Annotated in this window: 23 protein-coding genes and 1 pseudogene; 4 read left to right on the forward strand and 20 right to left on the reverse strand. The window is 67.8% G+C overall.

Translation table 11 applies throughout. The features are described 5' to 3' along the window. Nucleotides 1-367: 367 nt before the first annotated feature. Nucleotides 368-889: pseudogene (locus QOM21_RS36360) on the forward strand (Tn3 family transposase); the annotation flags it as partial. A 167-nt stretch (nucleotides 890-1,056) separates the two neighbouring features. Here QOM21_RS36360 and QOM21_RS36365 read toward each other — a convergent pair. The 5 genes from QOM21_RS36365 to QOM21_RS36385 all read right to left on the reverse strand — a co-directional run bounded on the left by QOM21_RS36365 (nucleotide 1,057) and on the right by QOM21_RS36385 (nucleotide 4,591). Next, nucleotides 1,057-1,323, reverse strand: a complete 267-nt coding sequence (locus QOM21_RS36365) for a metal-sensitive transcriptional regulator (protein WP_407555363.1) — start codon at nucleotides 1,321-1,323, stop codon at nucleotides 1,057-1,059. Nucleotides 1,324-1,387: 64 nt separating this feature from the next. After that, on the reverse strand, nucleotides 1,388-1,960 hold the full coding sequence (locus tag QOM21_RS36370; protein ID WP_407555364.1) for a rhodanese-like domain-containing protein: 573 nt from the start codon (nucleotides 1,958-1,960) through the stop codon (nucleotides 1,388-1,390). A gap of 101 nt (nucleotides 1,961-2,061) precedes the next feature. Continuing rightward, on the reverse strand, nucleotides 2,062-2,808 hold the full coding sequence (locus tag QOM21_RS36375) for a sulfite exporter TauE/SafE family protein (protein WP_407555365.1): 747 nt from the start codon (nucleotides 2,806-2,808) through the stop codon (nucleotides 2,062-2,064). Next, nucleotides 2,805-3,164, reverse strand: coding sequence for a rhodanese-like domain-containing protein (locus QOM21_RS36380; protein ID WP_407555366.1), 360 nt, complete (start codon nucleotides 3,162-3,164; stop codon nucleotides 2,805-2,807). The genes QOM21_RS36375 and QOM21_RS36380 overlap by 4 nt, the downstream gene beginning before the upstream one ends. 41 nt (nucleotides 3,165-3,205) lie before the next feature. Beyond that, nucleotides 3,206-4,591, reverse strand: a complete 1,386-nt coding sequence (locus QOM21_RS36385) for a rhodanese-like domain-containing protein (protein ID WP_407555367.1) — start codon at nucleotides 4,589-4,591, stop codon at nucleotides 3,206-3,208. A gap of 79 nt (nucleotides 4,592-4,670) precedes the next feature. Between QOM21_RS36385 and QOM21_RS36390 the strand changes: the two genes are divergently transcribed. Beyond that, nucleotides 4,671-5,186, forward strand: a complete 516-nt coding sequence (locus QOM21_RS36390; RefSeq protein ID WP_407555368.1) for a hypothetical protein — start codon at nucleotides 4,671-4,673, stop codon at nucleotides 5,184-5,186. A gap of 103 nt (nucleotides 5,187-5,289) precedes the next feature. Here QOM21_RS36390 and QOM21_RS36395 read toward each other — a convergent pair whose 3' ends face one another. The 14 genes from QOM21_RS36395 to QOM21_RS36460 all read right to left on the reverse strand — a co-directional run bounded on the left by QOM21_RS36395 (nucleotide 5,290) and on the right by QOM21_RS36460 (nucleotide 18,617). Then, nucleotides 5,290-5,895: a hypothetical protein gene (locus QOM21_RS36395; RefSeq protein WP_407555369.1), complete on the reverse strand. Its 606-nt coding sequence runs from the start codon at nucleotides 5,893-5,895 to the stop codon at nucleotides 5,290-5,292. Beyond that, nucleotides 5,892-7,172 carry a hypothetical protein gene (locus tag QOM21_RS36400; protein ID WP_407555370.1) on the reverse strand — a complete coding sequence of 427 codons (1,281 nt, stop codon included), beginning with the start codon at nucleotides 7,170-7,172 and terminating at the stop codon, nucleotides 5,892-5,894. The genes QOM21_RS36395 and QOM21_RS36400 overlap by 4 nt, the downstream gene beginning before the upstream one ends. 3 nt (nucleotides 7,173-7,175) lie before the next feature. Continuing rightward, the gene (locus QOM21_RS36405) at nucleotides 7,176-7,919 is read right to left on the reverse strand and encodes an ABC transporter ATP-binding protein (protein WP_407555371.1); all 744 of its coding nucleotides are present in this window, start codon (nucleotides 7,917-7,919) and stop codon (nucleotides 7,176-7,178) included. A gap of 2,072 nt (nucleotides 7,920-9,991) precedes the next feature. Further along, nucleotides 9,992-10,258: a hypothetical protein gene (locus tag QOM21_RS36410; protein ID WP_407555372.1), complete on the reverse strand. Its 267-nt coding sequence runs from the start codon at nucleotides 10,256-10,258 to the stop codon at nucleotides 9,992-9,994. A gap of 261 nt (nucleotides 10,259-10,519) precedes the next feature. Further along, the gene (locus QOM21_RS36415) at nucleotides 10,520-11,077 is read right to left on the reverse strand and encodes a hypothetical protein (RefSeq protein ID WP_407555373.1); all 558 of its coding nucleotides are present in this window, start codon (nucleotides 11,075-11,077) and stop codon (nucleotides 10,520-10,522) included. 462 nt (nucleotides 11,078-11,539) lie between these two features. Then, nucleotides 11,540-12,217, reverse strand: coding sequence for a peptidoglycan DD-metalloendopeptidase family protein (locus tag QOM21_RS36420; RefSeq protein WP_407555374.1), 678 nt, complete (start codon nucleotides 12,215-12,217; stop codon nucleotides 11,540-11,542). A 77-nt stretch (nucleotides 12,218-12,294) separates the two neighbouring features. Then, complete coding sequence (locus QOM21_RS36425; RefSeq protein WP_407555375.1) at nucleotides 12,295-13,590, reverse strand: peptidoglycan-binding protein; 1,296 nt, start codon at nucleotides 13,588-13,590, stop codon at nucleotides 12,295-12,297. Nucleotides 13,591-13,829: 239 nt separating this feature from the next. Continuing rightward, nucleotides 13,830-14,108, reverse strand: coding sequence for a hypothetical protein (locus QOM21_RS36430; RefSeq protein WP_407555376.1), 279 nt, complete (start codon nucleotides 14,106-14,108; stop codon nucleotides 13,830-13,832). 123 nt (nucleotides 14,109-14,231) lie between these two features. Continuing rightward, the gene (locus QOM21_RS36435) at nucleotides 14,232-15,206 is read right to left on the reverse strand and encodes a helix-turn-helix domain-containing protein (protein WP_407555377.1); all 975 of its coding nucleotides are present in this window, start codon (nucleotides 15,204-15,206) and stop codon (nucleotides 14,232-14,234) included. Nucleotides 15,207-15,510: 304 nt separating this feature from the next. After that, nucleotides 15,511-16,410, reverse strand: a complete 900-nt coding sequence (locus tag QOM21_RS36440) for a PhzF family phenazine biosynthesis protein (RefSeq protein WP_407555378.1) — start codon at nucleotides 16,408-16,410, stop codon at nucleotides 15,511-15,513. Nucleotides 16,411-16,412: 2 nt separating this feature from the next. After that, nucleotides 16,413-16,790: a Rid family detoxifying hydrolase gene (locus QOM21_RS36445; protein WP_407555379.1), complete on the reverse strand. Its 378-nt coding sequence runs from the start codon at nucleotides 16,788-16,790 to the stop codon at nucleotides 16,413-16,415. A 73-nt stretch (nucleotides 16,791-16,863) separates the two neighbouring features. Beyond that, a complete protein-coding gene (locus tag QOM21_RS36450) occupies nucleotides 16,864-17,748 on the reverse strand; it encodes a fumarylacetoacetate hydrolase family protein (protein ID WP_407555380.1) in 885 nt (294 codons plus the stop codon). Next, a complete protein-coding gene (locus QOM21_RS36455; RefSeq protein ID WP_407555381.1) occupies nucleotides 17,745-18,164 on the reverse strand; it encodes a tautomerase family protein in 420 nt (139 codons plus the stop codon). Before QOM21_RS36455 ends, QOM21_RS36450 begins: the two co-directional genes overlap by 4 nt. A 15-nt stretch (nucleotides 18,165-18,179) precedes the next feature. Further along, nucleotides 18,180-18,617: a MarR family winged helix-turn-helix transcriptional regulator gene (locus QOM21_RS36460; protein WP_407555382.1), complete on the reverse strand. Its 438-nt coding sequence runs from the start codon at nucleotides 18,615-18,617 to the stop codon at nucleotides 18,180-18,182. Between the two features lie 143 nt (nucleotides 18,618-18,760). Here QOM21_RS36460 and QOM21_RS36465 point away from each other — a divergent pair, with 143 nt between their 5' ends. Both QOM21_RS36465 and QOM21_RS36470 read left to right on the forward strand, forming a co-directional pair. Then, a complete protein-coding gene (locus QOM21_RS36465; protein WP_407555383.1) occupies nucleotides 18,761-19,105 on the forward strand; it encodes a YbaK/EbsC family protein in 345 nt (114 codons plus the stop codon). Between the two features lie 23 nt (nucleotides 19,106-19,128). Next, the gene (locus QOM21_RS36470; RefSeq protein ID WP_407555384.1) at nucleotides 19,129-19,881 is read left to right on the forward strand and encodes an SDR family NAD(P)-dependent oxidoreductase; all 753 of its coding nucleotides are present in this window, start codon (nucleotides 19,129-19,131) and stop codon (nucleotides 19,879-19,881) included. 197 nt (nucleotides 19,882-20,078) lie between these two features. On the opposite strand, the gene QOM21_RS36475 is transcribed toward QOM21_RS36470, so the two are convergent. Then, nucleotides 20,079-20,783, reverse strand: coding sequence for an SDR family oxidoreductase (locus QOM21_RS36475; RefSeq protein ID WP_407555385.1), 705 nt, complete (start codon nucleotides 20,781-20,783; stop codon nucleotides 20,079-20,081). Nucleotides 20,784-20,857 lie beyond the last annotated feature (74 nt).

A 20,857-nucleotide genomic window follows, 5' to 3' on the forward strand; every position in this document is an offset into this window, starting at 1 on the left:
CCTCCTGCAGACAGCCTCGGCGCGGGGCTGTCCCAGCACCCGCCAGGAGCGTCCCTTGAAGCGGAAGCGGTCCGTCCTGCGGCGGTGTGTCGCTCCTTGTCCGGCGCTGGGACCAGCGATACAGCGATTGGCGCCAAGGGTTCGACCTTCGCGGTCCAGCACAGGTGATCGGTCTGCTTCGGGGGCCGGAGGATCCTCGGCTGCTGGCCGGAGCTGACGACGGTCCTGGACGCGGCGTGGTAGCAGATGGCCGAGCGTTTGGAGGGGGCCGGCACCGGCGCGAAGATCAGCATCGAGGTTCAGTCGAACGGGTGGGCGAAGCTGAAGGTGGAGAAGCTTCACGCGCTCGGCGTGCCGAAGTCGTTGGCGTGCCTACGACCTGCTGCGCATGTTCGGCAGCGAGGGCCACCCCACCCCGCTGGGGCAAGCTTTTGCCGAGTGCGGGGCGCATCGCCAAGACCTTCCACCTCCTGGCTGTCCTCGACCGGGTCGACGACACCTACCGGCGCCGGATGCACAAGCAGCTCACCGTCCAGGAGTCCCGCCACGAGCCGGCCCGCGACCTCTGCCACGGTATAAAGGGCGCCATCCAGCAGGCGTACCGGGACAGGATGGGGGACCAGTTGGGCTCGCTCGGCCTGGTGCTGAACGCCGTGGTGCCTTGGACCACCCGGTACATCGAAGCCGCCGTCGGTCGACTCCGCGCCGAGGGTCACCAGATCCGGGATGAGGACCTCGATCGAGCGGCTGTTCACGCTCAAGCACAAGAAACCTATACGTGCTGGGCTGCTACAGCTTCACCGCCTCCACCCCGGCCGGTGGTGGCCCGCGGTCGCTGCGTTACGCGGATACGGCCGGGCTCGATGGCGCCGAGGACGGCGAAGAGTGATGGTGCCGCCCCGTGTCTGACTCCCTGGCTTGGGGGGAGTCAGCCACGGGGCGGGGGCGCGGCGAGGCTCGGGGGCGGCGGGTTCGGCGGCCGGCTGAGTGGTGGGATGTGCCAACGGCCCGGCCCGCTGTTGCGGGGCCGGGCCGTTCGTGTGGGCGTGGTGTCTGTCAGGCGAGGGCGAGGAAGAGCTTTTCGAGTTCTTCCTCGGTCATGGGGGCCTGATCCTCGTCGGCGTTGTTCATGCACTGGCGCATGCCGCTGGCGACGATTTTGAAGCCTGCGCGGTCCAGGGCCCTGGAGACGGCGGCGAGCTGGGTGACGACGTCTTTGCAGTCGCGGCCGGCTTCGATCATGGCGATGACGCCGGCGAGTTGTCCCTGGGCGCGACGCAGGCGGTTGAGGACTGCGTTCACTGCGTCTTCGTCGACCTTCACCGGTGCCTCCTGGCCTTGTGTGCTCTTCCCCATTGTACCCCAGGGGGTATGTGCTCGGGGTGGGTCAGTGGTCGCGGAGGGCGGCGAGGGTGAGGTCGAGGTCAACCTGGCAGGGGCGGTTGTGGGGGAGTTTGGCGAGGACGGCGGCCATGCCGCAGGTGTTGGTGAACGCGGAGAAGACCAAGCCGCCGGCGATGCCGGCGGAGGTGAGGCGGAAGGCGGGGCGCAGACGGCCGAGCGCGAGGCCGGCCAGGACGACGGCGCCTGCGGTGAAGCGGACCTGGCGTTCCATGCTCCAGGCGATGCGGCCCCCGCCCTCGGGGCGGTGGAGGGCGTGGCCGCCTGCGGCCCAGGCTCCGGTGCCGCCGGCGAGGGTGGCGGTGGCGATGCCGTGGGCGGCGAGGGTGTGGCAGGCGTTCTCGGAGCGCGCGCCGGAGGCGCAGACGACGAGGATGTCGCCGCGCCCGGCGGCGTCGCGGATGTCGGGCAGGGCCTGGTCGAGTTGGTCGAGGGGGATGTTGAGGGCGCCGGGGAGGTGGCCGGTGGCGTATTCGCCGGGGGTGCGGACGTCGAGGACGATCAGTTCGTGCAGTCGGCTGCTTGCCTGGGCGGTGTCCATGGTGCGGGGGCTGGTCATGGTGCGGTGGTCCGTCCTTTCTCAGTGATGCCCGCGTATGGGCACCACGGTACCCCGGGGGGTATTGATGATGGTGTGGGCAGTGCGGTCGTGGCGGGGTGTCAGTGGAGGGCGTCGGTGAGCATGAGGGCGGCGACGGCCAGGAGCGCGGCGGCGAAGCTCCGCTGGAGGGTGGGGCCGGAGATCTTCCCGGCGAGGCGTTTGCCGTCCCAGGCGCCGAGGACCGCGGCGCCGGTGAAGGGGGCGATGACCGCCCAGTGCAGGGGGGTGTGGGTGCCGGCGCGGGCGGTGAGCGCGGCGAGGGAGTTGACGGTGATGACCAGGAGGCTGGTGCCGACGGCGGCCCGCATGCGCAGTCCCAGGACGGAGACGAGTGCGGGGACGGCGAGGAAGCCGCCGTCGACGCCGAGGAAGCCGGTGACCGCGCCGAGTCCGGCGCCGGCCCCGGCGGCCCGCGTGGGGCGGACGGGCTTCGGCTGCCGGCCGGTGGCGGGGGTTTTGAGCATGGCCGCGGCGGCGAGGGCGGCTATCGCGGCGAAGGCCGCGGTCAGGGCGGCTTCGGGCAGTCGGGCGGCGAGGAGGCCGGCGGCGACGGCGGGCGGGATGCCGGCGGCCGCGAACAGGGCGCCGGTCTTCCAGCGGACGTTGCCTGAGGCGGCGTGCGTATGGAGGGCGGTCGCGGAAGTGGCGCTGACGATGATCAGCGAGGCGGTGGTGGCCGCGGCCGGGGTGAAGCCGAGGAGATAGATCAGGGCGGGGACGGCCAGGACGCTGCCGCCGCCTCCGAGCGCCCCGAGGGCCAGGCCGATGACGGCCCCGGCGGCGAGGGCGAGGAGGAGAGTGCTCACGCTATGCGACCGCTGCTTCCGCGCTCGTCCACGACCGGAAGCGAGGCAGACGCCCAGGCATTCATGCCGCCCTTGACATCGACGGCGTCGGCCCCGTGTCCGGCCAGGAGCTTGACGGCCTGCTGGGAGCGGCGTCCGGAGCGGCAGATCACCACCAGCGGGCGCCCGTTCGCGGCCGGGGGCAGGTCCTGGCCGGCGAGAAGCCGGGAAAGCGGGGCGTGGACGGCGCCGGGGGCGTGCCCGGCGTTCCACTCGAGCTGCTCGCGTACGTCCAAGAGCACGGAGTTGCCGGAGGCGCTGCGCTCGCGGGCCTGGGCGGGGGTGATGCGGGGGATGCCGCGATGGAAGAGGAACATCCTTCTTCCTTCCGATCTCAGGGGGTGGGGCAGTGGGTGGTTCAGTGACCGGTGCCGGTGCCGGTGCCGGTGCCGGTGCCGGTGGTGAGGGGGAGGCCGGCGTCGGTGGCGGCGTCGAAGGAGTCGTCGACGGCGACGACGTCGCGTCCGGCGGCGTCCAGGAGGGAGGCCGCGATGCCCGCGCGCATCCCGCCGCCGCAGTGCACCCACACCGTGCCGGGCGGGACCTCGGCCAGGCGCCGGTGAAGCTGGTGGATGGGGATGTGCGCGGAGCCCTTGATCCAGCCCTTGTCGCGTTCGGAGTCGCGGCGCACGTCGAGGACGACGTCGGGGGCGTGGGCGGCGAGGTCGGCGAAGGTGGCGCGGGGAAAGGACCGCGGGGTTGCGCCCTCCGGTATCCAGTCGCGGGGGCCGCCGGTGGTGGCGGCGGCGGGGCGGTCGATGCCGACGCGGGCCAGTTCGCGCTGGGCGGCGGCGAGCTGTGCGGGTGACTCTGCGAGGAGGGTGACGGGCTTGCCCCAGGGGATCATCCAGGCGAGGTAGGTGGCGATCTTCCCGTCGGCCTCGAAGTTGAAGGATCCCGCGAGGTGGCCCTCGGCGAACGCGATCCGGTTGCGCAGGTCCACCACCCATTCCCCGGCCGCCAGGCGCCCGGCGATGTCGGCGGCGTCGGCCGGCGCGGGCTCGGTCAGGTCCACCGGGGCGGGGCCCTGGGCGTTGGTGGGGCCCATGTGGGCGTAGTAGGTGGGCACGTCCTCAAGGCCGGCCAGCAGCCCGGCGACGAAGGAGTCGACGTCCTTGGTCAGGGCGTCGTTGCCGCTCTTCTCCTTGCCGATGGTGGTGGCGTCGCCCTCGGACGGGGAGGAGGAGCAGAAACTGCCGAAGCCGTGGGTGGGCAGGACCGGCGTCTCGTCGGGGAGCTCGGCGGCCAGCCGGTGGGCGGAGGCGTGCTGGGCGCGGGCCAGCGCCTCGGTCAGCCGCGGTTCGACCAGGTCGGGGCGGCCCACCGAGCCGATCAGGAGCGATCCGCCCGTGAACACCGCCGCCACTGTCCCCTGCTCCTGGAGCACGTAGGAGGTGTGGTGCGGGGTGTGGCCGGGGGTGGCCATCGCCCGCAGAGTGACGCCCTCGTCCACCTCGACGGTCTCGCCGTCGGCGACCGGGGTGCGGGCGAACGCGACGTGGGCCTGGGCGGGGACGAGGTAGCCGGCGCCGGTGAGGCGCACGAGGTCCAGGCCGCCGCTCACGTAGTCGTTGTGGACGTGGGTCTCCGCCACGTGCGATATCCGCACCCCCCGCACGGCGGCCGCGGCCAGGACCCGGTCGATGTCGCGCGGCGGGTCCACCACCACCGCGGTGTGTGCGCCGCCCGCCAGGTAGCTGCGGTTGCCCAGGCCCTCGGTCTCGATGGTGTCAATGAAGAACACGTGATTGCTCCTTTCGGCTTACGTTTACCCCCGGGGGTATATTTCGAGCCTAGCACGGGTACCCCCAGGGGTATTTTTGGTGACAGGGGACCCGCTCGACGGCGGCTACCTCACCTGGCACACCGCCCAACACCACGGACCCCATCCGCCCCCATCCGCACTCAAGGACAAGGGCACCCCGGTCCCCGAGATCGCCAAGAAGCTCGTCATCAAGACCGGCAAGAACGTCGGCGAGCACCCGTTGGTCGCCTCGGTCTACCTGGCGCTCACCGACGCCGAGGAAGCCGCGCTCGCCGCGGTGGACGGCGACCTGCCGCTGCAGCCCAAGCCCGTACGCATCCGCCGACCCGGCGACCCGCTCACCACTGAGGAGATCGGCCTCCGCGAACGGCCCCGGTCCCAGCCCCATCCGAACGCCGAATCCGCAGCTGACCACGACGATCAAGCGCTTAGCGCAAACGGCTGTACCGCTGGTCCCCATGGCCGTCGTCGGCGACGAGGCATGCCGGGACGGCCACGTGCCCGACGGAGTTTCAGAGTGTGGGTTCACGGTGTGACGATGGCCTGGTGCGGTGGCCGGCGGCCGGGCCCCTGATGTAAGCGAGCTGCCCTGGTACTGGGCCAAGAGCGTCTCTGCGCCGGTCGAAGCTCGCGCAACCGTGCCTTGCTCACAGTGGAGCAAGGCATTGGACGGGTGGTCAGTTGGTGCGGGCGAGAGGGTTGAGGAGAGGGAGTTTCCTCAACAGGGCCAGTCCGCAGCCGATGGTGAAGAGGAAGGCGGCCTCGCCTGCGCCGAGGTATGAGGTGGGTTCGTGGATGGGCCATGCCCAGGGCTGGGCTGAGCCTCCTGGTCTGCGGCCTGCTGCTGCGCAGGCGAGGGGGAGCGCTGCGATGCAGATCGCGGCGATGCCGGGGCCCAGTACGGTCCGCACGATGAGGGCGGTTCCGAGGAAGCCGATGCAGTTGCGGGCGAGCGACAGCGCTTCGGGGCGGTCCCACAGAAGTTGGATGCCGGCCGCCAGGAGGAGAGCCAAAAGGGCGAAGGCGCAGCACAGTGCCAGGATGCGCCGGCCTCTGTCGCGCAGGGCGACTTCTTCGGTGATGGTGTCGCCCCGGTCGATGCCGTGCAGGAGCAGGACGACGGGCAGGACGCCGAGGATCTGGGTGACCAGGAGCTGTCCTGACGGGCCGACCACTGCGGGTACGGGAATGGCTTCCTGGCGCACGACGATGGCCAGGAGGTATGCCGCGAGCGTGGCCGCTGCCACTTGGGGGGCGCCTTTCGCCTTGAGCCACCAGATCATCGGGAGGTCTCCTGGGCGCCGGGCGAGGGGATCGGTGCGGGGTGGGTGGTGCAGTCGCGCAGGGCCTTGTTGTTGTGCTGGAACCAGGCAAGCTGCTTGTCGTGGGAGGCCTTCATGACGCGTTTCGCCACCGCGCTTTCCTTCTCGCCATAGCGGCCCGCGACCTCTTGAACGTCGGCTCCCGCGGTCATGGCCAGCCATGCGGCGGTGGGCCCGTAGGCGGCAGCTCCGGGAAAGGCGCTGCCCGATTGGGCACACGCCGGGGGGCCGGAGGGAAGCAGCGCGGTGCCGAGGCCCGCCCGCACCTCCACAGCGGTGGGGTCGGCCCAAGCTCCGATGAACAGGGCGCCCTTTCCTGGGTGTTCTTCCATGGTCAAAGTGCTGGGGACGGTGAGACCGGCCTGGTGGAGGCGGTCTTTGGCATCGGAGGCACTCTCGCGGACCAGGGCCGGTCGGGGCAGCTCCGGCCACAGGCACACGCGCGGCTCCTGCCCGTTGCACTGCAGTTGATCGTCGGACCGGGCAGAGACAGGGTCAGCGGGCAACCCGTAGGCGAGCCATCCGCTGCCGGCCAGACCCACCACCAATGCGGCGCTGATCACGAAGGTGCGTGCCTGTCGGCGCACCCCGGTGAGAGCCAGTGCACAGGCGCCGATGACACCGATGCCCAGTACGACGGCGCTTGCTGCGGCTCGCCAGCTGGGGACCTGGTCGAGGGAGCAGCACGATGACATGCCGCCGGTGACCATGTGGCGCAGCCACAACGGTTCCAGGGCTGCCGGATACGCGGTCAGCACGAAGCTCAGGACCAGAGCAATGGGCGCTGCCACCACCAGGGGCAGGCGCTTGCCGAGCAGGAAGCCGGCCATGGCGTGGGCGGCGAGGATGACCAGCCAGACCACAACCATGCCGATCGGTGGCGTGCCGACTCCGGGCCGGCCCGTGGAGATGGTCAGGGCAGCGGCCACCGCAATGCCGACCGCTCCCAGTACGAAGACGGGCACCAGCAGTGGCAGGGCGATGCCGAGCGCAGAGCGGGTCGGGGCCCAGCGAGCAACATTGCCGCGCGTGAGCCGTGAGCCTTCCCAGGCGCCGGCAGCGGCGCAGGCCGGGGCGACGAACGGCAGCGCAAAAGCGGCGGCCCCCAGAGCACTGGGCCAGTAGCCGTGCGTCACACCGGCTGTGAGGTCATCGGACAGCAACAGCGCGACGAAGGCGGCCAGGAGCGGAGCCAGCCAGGTGGCGGAGGAGGAGCGCAGAACGGTACGCCACAGCACAGCTCACTCCTCCGAGTCGATCAACTGCATGTAGGCACCCTCGGCCCGCCGGGCCTCGGGGATGCCTGGAGCGGCCAGGGAGAGGAAGGTGTCGGTGTCGCCTTCGAAGCGGACCTGTCCTTTGTCGAGGATGACGACGTGGTCGTACATGGTGTCGACGTCTTCGGTCTGGTGGGTGGAGACGACTACCTGGACGTCGGACAGCAGGTTCGTCACGAGTTCGCGGTAGATCTGCCGCTGAGAGGGATCCAGTCCCGCGGTGGGTTCGTCGAGCAGCACAATTTCGCTGCTGTGGACGAGCGTTCCGGCTATTCCCATGCGCCGCAGCTGTCCGCCGGAGAGCTGATGGCTCTTCCTATCTGCCAGGCTGTCGAGCCTTACGCGTTCCAGGGCATCGCGTGACGCGTCCCAAGCGTCGGAGCGGGACATTCCTTTCAACCAGCCGATGTAGGCGACGTTCTCGCGTACCGTGAGTCCAGGCATGGGTTTGACGTTCTGGGGGAGCCATCCCACGGCCTTGCGGTAGGCGGCTTGGGCTTTCGACTGCGCAGGGTTTTTTCCTCGCCAGGTAACGGTTCCCTCGGTGGGGGAGATCCAGGAGGCGGCGATTCCCAGGAGGGTTGATTTCCCTGCGCCGTTCGGACCGAGAAGGACGGTGGCTCTGTGTCCGATGGACAGATCGAGCCGATTGAGGACGGGCACCTTCCGGCCGTACCGGAAGGAACATCGAGTGAATTGCAGAGACATGCCGTCCTGCTTCCTGAGAGCCGAGACGAAGTCAGCTGGAAGCACATAGGCGTGCTCCCGACCGACACACCATTACCTCCCCGGTCCCGCTTACTGCCTCCGGGTCTCCGAGGTATCACCAGCGTGACTGATGGCGTCGGCGGCACCTGCCGCCGACGTAATTCCTCGGGTTTTACCGAGATGCTGCCGCTGGACATAGTCCTGCACTCCCCCCCCCGGGTGAACGAATATGTAGCCGCATGATCATGACAGCAAGTCCACCGAAGGCGGTTTCAAAGAGAGCGGGCTTCGGCTGAAAATCGCACACGTGGAGGGGGATCCGACGGGAACCTGCTGACGAAGACGTCACAGCTAGGAGATCCCTGCCAAGCTGCTCACCACGGCCGCTTACCGGTTCTGAACTCCAGCTACCGCACGCGGGAAGAGCCCCGAGTCGGCAGCCTGCGGTCGAGCGGCGGCCCACCTACCCGCTGGACCGGTAGGCCGCCGTCTGCCCACGCGCCCGACGAAGAATTCTTGCCGAAAAGCCGCGCCGACCAGACCCGGCCCGGCGGGACATGTCGGCCGGCCTTCAACTCGTGCACCTTCGCGTCGATCGAGGTCCTGGGCAGGCCTCGGCCTGGGGCAGGGCTTCGTTGGAGCACCTCGGCGCCAGTCTTCGGGAGCTTCTCCGTGAACACGGCGGCTTCGTCGCCACGCTGGTGGGACGTCATGACTGGGCGCAGTTGATGCTTGGCGGCGTGCTCCACAAGTGCCGTTTGCAACAGGGCGAGACATTGGCCGCACAGTGCCTCCTCTGATGGATCGGCCGAAGGCGGGGAGGGGCGCGGATCTCTAGCAGTTCATGCACTCCAGGACTCAACTCGAACGAGCCATCGCAGACTCGGGCAGACTGGTAGCCATGAAGAGGCGCAGTGCACGGCAGACGTTGGTGGTTGACGGGGAGAGGTTCGAGGTATCCAAACGCCCCGGGCAGCGGGGTACGTATGACTTCACCTGGCTGACAGGCCCTAATCCCGGATACGGCTTCACTTCTGCGGTGCATCCCCCCAGAGCTCTGAGCGTTCCGGAGTTGGAAGCGTCAGTCAGGGACTTCCTGGAGCAGGTCGATCCGACTACCGGGTACATCGAATAGGGCCCCTCCTCGTAGCCGGCTACACCTTGAGTGAGCGGGCGTCAGACCCTGAAGGTGAGGCCGGAAGGAGCCCGGGTGGGGAGCGAAGCGGACCCGCTGTCACGCCAGGTCGGATCAGTCTGCCTTTCCTCTCCACCTCCCTGGGCGGCCTGCCGTGGCCTGGAGCGCAGTGGGTTCCTGTGCTCCGGACCCACTGCGCACTCGGGCTCTCGCAACTGAGGGGCACCGGAATTCTGCCCCTGGACTCATCGCGGACCGTCGCACGGCCATATCTCCGGCTGGGCGTCATGAGTTTCTGTACTCAGGTGCTTTGAGGTTCCTTCCGCCACACTGGCCGTGTCATGACAGATCACCGGGAGGGGCAAGCGTGATGAACACGAGGAAGATCGTGACAGTGGCGATGCTGGCGGTCTTTGGGGTGGCGGGGGCAGGGGCGGGTCCGGCCGCTGCGGCCGGGGGTCTTCTTCCTCATCCTGGGCCGGAGGGCCTGGTGTGGGTGGAGGAGAGAACAGGGGACGGGGGAGTGGCGTCCGGCGGCGCGTGGGAGGGGCTGCCGACCGTGCTCACCGTGGCTTGTGATGGCGGAGGCAGCGTGGCGGTGACGATGGAATCGCAGCAGGTGCAGGTGGCCGAGTTCGAAGTGACGTGCCCTTCCGGCAGTGCCGGAGTGCGCTCGGTGACCATGGACGCAGGGGTCGTGCGGGGGTCCTTCACTGTGGGCGTTGACGCCTCGAAGGAGAACACTCGGTGGGCCCTGACGGTAACCCAGCCCGAGTAGCAGCCACTGCTGCCATGTGGCTAGCCACCCGCGCCAGCCGGCCTGCCGAAGGCGAGGGCCGCGAGGCCAGGGGAGCGTCCCGTGCGAGCACGGGACCTGACGGCCCGTAAGGGATCGGGTCTCGACGCCCGCTGCTCCGGGAAGTAGAACAACCCCAGGTTAAGCCTGATGAAATGGATCTCCGGCAATTCCGTCGATGCGCACCAGTCCATCTCCATCAGGATCGGAGACCTTCACGTAGAGGGTGTATTTCCAATCTTTTTCCTTGGCTTCGCTGCGAGCCCAGTGCAGTACTTCATCAATGCAGGCGTCGGTCACCTCATACTCGTATGAGGTGACCGACGTTGCATCCCAAAAATAGACTCGAAATTTGGGGGTGTCTTCTTCCCAGGAAATGTCTCGCGGGTCTACCAGTCGTTTCTTCATGGCGGGCACGGTACACCCGCCACCGGGGCTCTGCTAGAGGAGGACCCACTGCCTGAAACCGTCGTCACAGGTTCCGGAGACAGGGGAAGTGATCTGGCCAGAAATGCGAGCGCTGTATAGCCCGTGGGGCTATTCGTGCTTACCGGAGGTGCCCGGAGTGCAAAGGTCGCTGTCTTGTCGTTCTTGGTGACCTGGGTCTCGATCGATTTTGCCGCGCTTGAACACAATTCGGCCGTCTGCCGCGCCACTTGAGCTCATACCCTAGTAGGTCGAGGCATTCACCTCGCAGAGTGCGACCTCGGAGGCCCGGTTGGTAAAGTTCATTTTGATGCTCTTGGTCCGGGTCTCGCCCGGGGGGACCGAGACGAAGGCCCTGTCGGTCTCGATGACGCCACCGGAGGCGTCGACAATCCTGATCTTGATGGTGAGGGGAAGGTCGACCTCGGAACCCTCTGAGTTGTCGATGAACACGGTCGTGGCCGAGGTGCTGTCCGCACACTTGAGGACCTTGACCCTTTTGTCATTGGAGGAAATGCGGGGACCAACGGGTGTGGAGCCGGTCGGGGCGGCGGAGGAAGTGGAGCCGGTGCCCGGTGAGGAAGGGGCTGAAGTGGCTTCTGGGGAGCCGGTGCCCGAGGGCGATGGGGAGGCCCTGCGGCCCCCGGGGGTCTTGTTGTCGCCCTTGTCGCCCTTGCCGGCCGAGCCGACACCGTCGCGGCCGGCGGAGCTGTCGTTGTTGCAAGCGGTGAGTGCGAGCAACGCCACCCCCACTGAGGCGGTCAACTGGATGCATCGCAGGCTCGATTGACGTGACGTCATGTGAGAGTTCCCTGAGTTGATTTTCTGGGCCCCCGGCACCCCAGTGAAGAGGAGGGACCATGAGCGCACCATGGCCTGGCTCGTCGACGGCCGGCTGAGCTCGCGGACTGCCGACCGCGTCGTCGGACACGCGCGACCGGCTCGGCGGTGGCGAGATGTTCTCCCCGCCCTGTAAGGGAACCGGGGCGTGACGGAGTGATAACAGAATTCTGTACTTGCGCAGATCGATGCCAGCCCTGCACTGGGGATCTCCCGGTGAACACAGGAAAGGCATCAATACCGGGGTTCTGTAGGCGTGTTGGTGTGAGCCCTTTCCCCGGGCGAGACGGCTTGGTCGTCTGACCCCTGCGACGTCAAGGGGCATGGTTGACGAGCGGCCGGCGCGCCCCTGACCCCAAAGGGACGCGGGGCCAGGGGCGCGCTTCGCTGATCAGCGGTCAGGGAAACCGGTCAATGTCCCGCTCACCAGGCTGGTTTGCGATCGTGGCCGTAGCGGAACGGTCCTGCCGGGTGGTCCTCGAAGTGCAGGTGCGGGCCGGTGACGTTGCCGGTGGAACCGACCTTGCCCAGTCGCCGGCCGGCCTTGACCTCCTGGCCGGCGTGAACGCCTCGCCAAGACAGGTGGCAGTAAACATAGACGCGACCGTTGTCCGCTTGGAGGCCGATCCAGTTGCCGTAGTAGCCGCCTTCGGCGTTCGACCACTTGATGGTGCCGTTCAGGACAGCGACTACTGGCGTGCCTTCCGCTGCCGCGTAGTCGTCTCCCGTGTGATATCCCGCCTGGTAACTGGCGTTGGGCACTCCGTACGCATAGTTGACGCCGTGCCCCGGCACCGGGGAGGCGACGCGGCCACCCGACGGCGCCTCACCCCCGTCACCCGTCCGCACCTTGAAGCCGTACTCGGCTCCGAGCTTCTTGAGGGAGGTCTTCCCAGGAACGCCATCAGCGGCGCTGCCGGAGAATCCGAGGTGGCGCTGCCACTTGGCGTAGGCATCCTTGGTGCGCGGGCCGAAGGTTCCCGGGGCGGACGAGTAGTCGAGGCCCACCGCCTTCTCCAGTGCCTCCTGCACCGTCAGAACGCTGCCGTTCCTCGCCCCGGGGCTGACGTCGGACAAGGACACCACGTCTGCACGCTTCACGCTCGACTCTCCCGTGAACAACTGGGCCACGCTGCCGGCCACGCTGTCGAATAGTTCTCCGATGCCTGATGACATGCTCAGTAGCCACCCCCCTTACGGTTCGGGTCGAACTGCGAGACCCGTCCGGCGAGATTGGACCCGTCGCGGTACACGCCGTACCTGACCATCACGTAGTTCATGGCCGCGCAGATGTTGGCGACGCCGTCGTAGATGTTGTGCGAGGTGCCGGGCTGGTGGTTCTCGGCGAACGTCGCCGGCATGACTTGCAGAAGTCCTCGCGTGCAGCTCTGCGGATGCCCGTCACTCTGCTCGGGCCCATGGGCGTTCGAGTCGTAGGTGTTCACCGCGTTGAAGCGGTAGGACGATTCACGCTTGGCCGCGGTCATGATGCCCTTCACCCAGTGGTCTTCCGGGACCTTGAGGATGTGGCAGGCTTCCTTCGCCGCCCTCGACGCGCTCCCGTCCGGCACGTGCTTGTACGTCACCGAGTCCAGGGGGATGGCGATGCGGCCGGTGCCGGGCTTGCCGTCGTCGTCATCTCGCTTGCGGTCGAAGAAGTCCAGCCCGTGCACCCTGAACTTGTTGCGCTTGCCGAGCTCGACGAGCGACTGGCGGCCGAAGACGCCGTCCGCGTCTGAGCCGGTGAAGCCGAGCTCCTGTTGGAACGCGGCCACCGCGGCCTTGGTTCGAGGGCCGAATGTTCCAGGCGCCGAGCTGTAGTCGAGTCCCACCTCCGCCTTCAGAGCGGCCTGCACGATCCGCACGGAGACGTTCCTCTCCCCGTAGACGACCTCGGAGGCCTTCACCGAGTGGTTCTCGTGGGGGAGCCTGTGTCCGTGCCAGCGCCACTCCTTGCGCGCCGCACCGCCCCGGTGATCATGCGGATCAGCGGTCGGCGGGCACTCGTCGTGGGGGAACTTGGGCGCGAAGTAGCCGACGATGCTCGCGCTCTTCCGCTCGGTCTTGTGCGAGTACACGCCCTTGCCCTGGTTGGCATCCGTGGCGCCTGCTTCAACGGTGTTGCCGCCCTTGGTGTAGACGTGCGTCTCGTCGAAGCCGACCACGAGCTCCGTGTGACCACCGTCGTGGAGGTTGACCCACGCCCCGACCGACGGGTACTCGGACCACTGGTCACGCTCCTTGGCCCAGTCGGAGAACCCGTTGACGTTGGCTATGTGCGGCACGAACTCTTCCAGCCCCGTGTCGGCGTACATGTCCCAGTCGAACATGACACACCACGGCTGGCCGTCCATGCCGTACTGCTTCCCGAACCGCGTCCGGTTGTCGTACTCCCCGTCCACGTTCGTCTCGTAGACGCCCTCCTTGATGCTCTGAATGTGATCGACGAGCTTTCGCCACTTCGGCGTTGCCATAACTGTTCCACCATCCGATATTGCCGGTTTCCGCGCGTGTCGGCGTCGCGAAGCGCGGAGCATGAATTTCCGTCCCCTTTCGCAGCAGAAAGCCGCGACTGGGTAAGTTGAGAGCGACGGAGAAATGAGTGCGACCGCGGCAGGCGTAACGCCACCGACTCATCAATTAGTTGGCCGCTGACCATGCTGAGAACGACGTGAAACCGCCCGGCAGCAGCGCTGCCGGGCGGCTGGTTTCGTCAGCGGGCCGCAGCGTCGCAGGCCCTCATGGCCACGCTCTGCTTGACGCCCAGCCACTGCAGCTGGACGGTGCAGACGGCAGGGCCGGCCGGCGGCTCCTCTCCCGTCGAGCAGGCGCGGTAGACCTTCTTTCCCACCTTGTAGCCCGCCTTGGCCACGATCTGCTGGCAGTCGAAGCCGTCGGCGTGGGCCGGTGCGGTGGCGACGAGTGGAAGCGCAGCCGCCGCCACCAGCACTCCGGTGACTGCCGCCAGGCGGCGTAATGGCGCCTTGCCCATGATGAATCCCCCTTGTAGAACAACCGGGCCTACCGGAATCTGATTGAACTGACGCGTTCCATGTTGTCGGAAGGCGGCTGGGGAGTCGTGAGCTCAGAGTGCACAACTGCGTTGGCAATGCGTTCACTCGTGGCTGCGGAGGGCCTTGTGCCGGTGGTCCTTGGGTGTCGTGCCGTAGGCGTTGCGGTAGGCGCGGCTGAAGTCGGTTGCGCGGGGGAATCCCCAGCGCGTGGCGATGGCGTGGATGGAGAGGGTCTGGAGTGCTGGGTCGGTGAGGTCGCGCTGGGCTGCCTCCAGGCGCAGGCGGCGGATCCACGAGGCGACTGTGGTGTCTTCGCCTTGGAAGAGGCGGTGCAGATAGCTGGTGGAGATGTGGTGCGCGCCGGCGATCGTGGCCGGGGTGAGGTGCGGGTCGTGCAGGTGCTCCCGGATGAACGCTTGGATGCGCAGGGTGAGGGTCCGTCGGTGGGTCTCCGGGGGGAGGCAGTTCCCGGCTTCGAGCAGGTGGGCGAAGAGGGCGGTGGTCAGGTCGGTCAGGACCGTTCCCAGGCGGGGGCCGTCGGTGGGCTGGTAGGGGGTGGTGTCCTCGGTGAGCTGGGTGAGGAACCGCGCCAGGAGGGCGCCCATCCCTTCTTGGGCAGACACCGGCGCACCGACTATCCGGCTGGCCGCGTCGCGCGGTAGGGGCACCAGGGCCTTGGGGATCTCCAGAGCCACCGTCGTGGCCGGGGCCTCGGCGCTGTGGACGTCGTTCGGCAGCGAGGAAGAGTTGATGAACAGGTCGAACGGCTTGTAGTGGGTTTCCCGCTGCCTCCAAACACCTGCGCCGGTCCCGCGTAGGACGAGCGACAGATGATAGGTCTCGGGGTCGGACTGCCGGATCAGCTTGGGTGTGCGCCGGAAGACCAGCGGCTGGAAGGTGAATGACCACACGCTGGCAGCACCGAGGTCCAGCACCCGCTGGGAGGCCCGGAAGTCATCGGCGTCGTCGCTGCGCAGCTCCATGGGGGCGTGGGCGCGCCCCAAGAGTTCGGCGAAGTAGTCGAACCGGTCCGGCTGAGGTACATCGGTACTGCGAAACACCATCTCGTTCAACAACAGTCTCTCCCCGTTTCTGAAGCTGTGGTCAAAGGGCCCCAGTAGGTGCCCCCGGTGTGCTGGACGCTGCGGTTCATGCTGCGGCGGCCGTTGATGTCCGCCTTCATGTGGCTGATTCGCCCGTGGTTTGTGGGTTCAGCTATCCCGGCACACCTTCGATTTCGTAGGTGTAGGTAAGTGGTTGTCGCAGGCCTCCCGTAGCCGGCCGGCGTGGGGCGTGCGCTTTTGCCCGTGCTTTCGCCGGCCCGCCGGCCGAGGCGTGATCGTCGACGTGAGCGACGCTCCTGTCTTGCATCGCATCGGGTCACACTCCTGGCGCGGCGGCCCCCGGCACGGTGATCGTGCCCTTGCCGACGACTGTGGTGAAGCCTCCGACGCTGATGCCGAGGAGGTGGCCTCCCTCTGTGCGAGCGCCTGCCTCGATCAGACTGGGACGCCCCATGCGGGAGCCCTGCCGGATGCGGAGGGTGTGGTCGCCGTCAGGCAGGGTCGAGCGTTGGGCGAGGCTTCCGATCAGCCCGGCGCAAGCGGAGCCGGTAGCGGGGTCCTCGTCGACCCCGACGGCGGGAACGAACGCCCGTGCGTACAGGGTGCTGCCGCTGTGGAATTCCCCGGCGAAGACGTACAGGTGGGGCGACCAGCCGTCGGCGAGATCGGCTGCCCAAACGGCCTTGTCCAGGACGGTGCGGTCAACAGCGTCGGCGGACGCCAGATGCACGTAGCAGAACGGCAGTCCGGCCCCGCCGTACCAGCACTCCAGTAGGTCCTCCCGAGTCAGGGAGATCGCCTGGGCGATCGTCGTCAACGGGGGTCGGTGAGAGGGGGCCTCGAAAGGGGCGGTCACGGACAGTCGGCTGAAGGCGCTGCGGACGTCCACGGTGACAGGACCTATGCCCTCTTCGAATGTCATTCTCCCTTCGTCCATCTGACGGTGTCCGTGCCCGCCGGAGGCGAGCACGGACGCGGTACCTATGGTCGGGTGGCCGGCGAACGGCAGCTCCATGTGCGGGGTGAAGATCCGCAGCCGGTAGGTGTTGCGGGCCGGGAGCGGGCAGGCAAAGGCCGTCTCGGAGAAGTTGAACTCCTTGGCCAGGGCCTGCATCGCCGTTCCGGACAACCCCCGTGCGTCCGGAAAGACCGACAACTGGTTGCCGCCGAAGGGCTGTTGTGTGAAGACGTCGGCGAGGACGAACCCGTACTCCATGGTCAGTGAACGATCACGTCGACTTCGACGGCTGCGCCGAGCGGGAGAGCCGCGACGCCGATGGCCGTACGCGCGGGGTAAGGCGCACTGAACATCTGTCCGTACACGGCGTTCACCGCGGCGAAGTCCGCCATGTCGGTCAGATAGACGCCCACGCGCACCACGTCCTCGAGCGTTTTTCCGGCGGCCTCGAGGACCGCCGACACGTTGCGAAAGACCTGCTCGGTCTGCGCTGACACATCGCCGTCGATCAGTGCGCCGGTGGCCGGGTCCTGAGCCACCTGCCCGCTGACGAAGGTGAAATTGTTCGCGCGGACGGCGGCCGAGAACGGGCCCACCGGCTTCGCGATCTCCGCGGTGGTGATCTCTTCACGGGTCATCTCTGCTCCTGGCTGAAGGTGTGGGTGTGGTCGCGAGCACGCCGTGCCCGTGCGCGGGTGCTGTGCTGTTCCGCTAATCGGCCTCGATGACGGTGTTGGTCAGCGTCCCGATGCCGGAGATCTCGATGCGGACGATGTCGCCGTCGGCCAGAAGCCGGGGAGGGGAGAACCCTGCGCCGACGCCGGCCGGGGTCCCGGTCGCGATCACGTCGCCGGGCAGCAGCGTGGTGCCCGCCGAAATGGTCTCGACGAGGGTGGAAGTGTCGAAGACGAGATCGCTGGAGTTGGCGTCCTGGCGCAGTTCGTCGTTGACCCAGCACCGCACGCGCAGCGCGGCGGCGTCGATCTCGTCGGCGGTGACGATCCACGGCCCCATCGGACAGGAGGAGTCGAGGGCTTTGCCGAGAAACCACTGGCTGTGCCGGGCCTGGAGGTCCCTGGCCGTGATGTCATTGACGATGGTGTAGCCGAAAATGTGCTGGTGGGCCTCTTCGCGGCTGATGCCGCGGCCTCCCCGGCCGATGACGACGGCGAGTTCCGCCTCGTAGTCCAGCGCTTGGGTTAGCTTGCGGGGCAGCCGGATTTCGGCTCCGTGACCGGATACGGTCTGAGGCGGCTTGGTGAAGACAACGGGCGCCTCGGGGACGGTACCGGTGGCTGTCGCGTTGAACCCGCTACGGTCGAACTCCTCGGCGTGCTCCCTGTAGTTCTTGCCGACGCACATGATGTTGCGGGCGGGAAGTGGCAGCGGAGCGAGGATTTCCACCTCCGACAGCGGAATCGGGCTGCCCCGGACGGCCGTCTCCGGATGGCCGCGTACCTGGTCGAACGCGTGGATGACGTCGAGCATCGTGGTGAGCGGACGCTCCGTGCCCAGCCGTTCGAGAGGCCGGACGCTGCCGTTGGCCACGCCCCCCACCCGCCGGCTGTTCCGGTCCCGGTACGTGGCGAGCTTCATGACGCCTCCTGCACCTTCCGCAGGTGCGGCGGAAGCTGATCGGCGAACTGCGCTTCCCCGTTGCCGAACGAGAAGTTCTCGGTCGGTGCTTCCAGCAGGCTGAGGAAGACATCTTCGAGACGCACATCGAGCTCGCCCGAGAGGAGCTTGACGATGCTCGCGTACAGCGCGGTCTTGGCCTCGCGGCTGCGGCCCGCGGCGAGCGTTATCTGGATCATGATGATGCCGTCGGTCCGCTCGATCCCGAGGAAGGAGCGGTCGTACACGATCTCTCCGGGGCCGTGCCCGGTAACCACCTGGAAACGGTCCCCCTCAGGGATCGCGAGCGCCTCCATCATCGCCCGGTGCACACAGTCGCCCACCAGACGGGCGGCGTCTCCGCTTCTCCTGTTGAGTGAAATACGAACGAAGGCCATGGGTCCTCCAGGAGGTCAGTGGGCCATCATCTGCTGGGTCTCCGCGAGCAGCTCGCGGAGCCTGCCGAGCAGGTCGTCGGTGGGTTCGCTCCCGAAGGCGTCCGCCACCCGCTGCTGGACCGCCACCCAGTGCGGCCGTCCCTCGGCCAGCTTGGCCTCGCCCTTGGGCGAGATGTGTACGACGCGCTGCCGGCGGTCGGTACCCGCCTCAATCTGGACCAGCTCGTCTCGGACCAAGGGCTGCAACTCGCGGGTGCAGGTGGTCCGTTCCATTGCCAGGCGATCGGCGAGCTGGCTCACCATGAGGGGTCCGTCGGTGGCCAGTCGGGAGAGGAACGCGTAGCTCGTGGGCCGCAGGCCCACCTCTCCCAAGGCTTGACTGTAGAGGCGGTCGATCCAGCGCGTCGTCATACGAAGCGTGGTGCACACGCAGTCCGTCGTGGCAGGTTCCATGCAGTGAGTGTATTTACACCTATCGGGTGGCGCAAGACCGGGCGGCCTTGGCGGCGATGCCTCTGCAGATCTATCGTTCCGCATCCTGAACGTTCTGCGTATGGAAGCGCGATGGCGCGCTACACGGCATGAAAAGGAGTCACATGGCGCCCCAGGAGAGCACATCCCTGCCCGTTGGCAGCATGCAGGTGGCCCTGGTTCGGAACAGTGGCCGGCGCAAGGTGGACACCACGGCACTCGCCACCGGGAGGGGGAGTGGCAAGCGTCGCCCCGCGAACCCTGAGCAGGTGCGCCAGGCCGCCGGACAAGTGGTCGTGGGCGCGGCTCCCGACGGCCACCCCCGGGCACTTCCCGCCGTGGTCGACGAAGCCCTGACCGACCACGCCCAGGTCTGGGCTGCCGCCGGAGCTCCCCGCACGGTCTTCTCCATCACCGCGGGTGAACTTCTTGAGCTCACGGGCGGGCTCCTTCTCCCCGTCGGCCGATGAGCAAGGACTGCGTGGGAGCCGGGATGAATCTGACTGGGCAAGTGGCCCTCGTCACCGGGGGCTCGACCGGGCTCGGCCGAGCCATCGCGCTGGGCCTTTCGTCCGCCGGATGCACGGTGGTGGTGGCCAGTCGGCAGCCGGAGGCATGTCGGCAGGCGGCGGCTGAGATCGCCGCCCGGACCGACGGTGCCACCCTGGGCATGGCCTGCGACGTAACCGAAGAGGGCGCGGTTTACGACCTCGTCCAGAACATCGTCACGCACTACGGTCGTCTGGACGTGCTTGTGACCAGCGCCGGCATCCAGGCCCGAGGCGAGCTGGAGGCGCTCGACGCCGGCACATTGCGCCGCTGCCTGGACGTCAATGTCGTCGGAACCTTTCTCGCCTGCCAGGCGGTTGTTCCGGTGAGGCGGCAGGCTGGGTACGGCCGCATCGTCACCCTGGCCAGTGCTCTCGGGCTTGTCGGTGGCGCAGGCCGGGCAGGCTACGCAGCCAGCAAGGGCGCGGTGGTCCAACTCACCCGCAGCCTCGGTGTCGAGCTTGCAGGAACCGGCATCTGCGTCAACACGCTGGCTCCCGGTCCCTTCCGCACGCCGCTGAATGATGACATCGACGACGATCCGCACGTGAGGGACTTCCTCGATCACCAGGTCCCTATGGGGCGTTGGGCTGATCCCGACGAACTTGTCGGAGCGGCAGTCCTGTTGGCCGGCCCAGCTGCTTCCTACCTCACGGGCGCTGTACTGGCGGTCGACGGAGGCTGGACCGCTCACTGACAACGGGCAGTGGTCAATTGCCTTCTGGGGCGAGGGCGCCTCCGGTCAAGGGTGTGCGACTCAGGTCGGCGTAGGCTCTTGACCAGAGGCGCTGGCCGGGTGTGGGCGCGGAGCTGCCCTCGTTCGGATGGGCGCCCAGCGGGAGGCTGATGCCCAGGGGCCGGACCCCGTCGGCGCCGGCCGGTCGAGAATTGCGATTACACGGTCTGGCCAATCGGCCTGATGATCACTGTGTTGATGTCGACGCCCTCCGGCTGACCGATGGCCCAGACGATTGTCCTACCCAATTGCTCCGCCGACAGAAAGTCGCGGTCAGGCAGCCCACCGGGGGCATCGTCGAAAAAGTTCGTCTTCGTCGCGCCCGGCGAGATGAGGGTGACGCCGATGCCATCAGCAGTCACCATCCTCCTGGTGTTCTCCGCGATGCCGGTGACGGCCCACTTCGTGGCGCCGTAGATGTTGCCTGGCGTGTAGACATGGCCGGCCACGCTGCCGACGAGCACGATCCGGCCCTTGCTCTCGCGCAGCGCGGGCAGCGCGGCATTGATGAGCAACGCGGGGCCGAGGACGTTGGTCAGCACCATGTCGTCCCAGCGGGTGGGGTCGCCGTCGGCCAAGTCGTCGAAGGTTGCGTAGCCCGCGTTGGCAACGACGACGTCCAGCCGCCCGAACGTCGTCACCGTCGTCGCGACCGCCGTGCGAACGGCATCATGGTCGGCCGCGCTGCCCGGGATCACCAGCAGACCCTCCGGCTCGCCGAGCTCCGTGGCGAATCGGCGGAGCCGATCCTCGCTCCGACCGGTGATCGTCACGCGGTACCCCTGCTTCACCAGTTGCCGAGCCGTCGCGGCCCCGATTCCGCTACCGCCGCCAGTGATGAGTGCAACAGGTGAGTCAGTCATGTGCAGCCCCAAGGGATGTGTCGTGAAGTCAACTCGGGGATTGCAGCATTTGAAGTGCGCTCTAAGTCAACCGC

The sequence above is a fragment of the Streptomyces sp. Pv4-95 genome, assembly GCF_045782725.1.
Classification (GTDB): domain Bacteria; phylum Actinomycetota; class Actinomycetes; order Streptomycetales; family Streptomycetaceae; genus Streptomyces.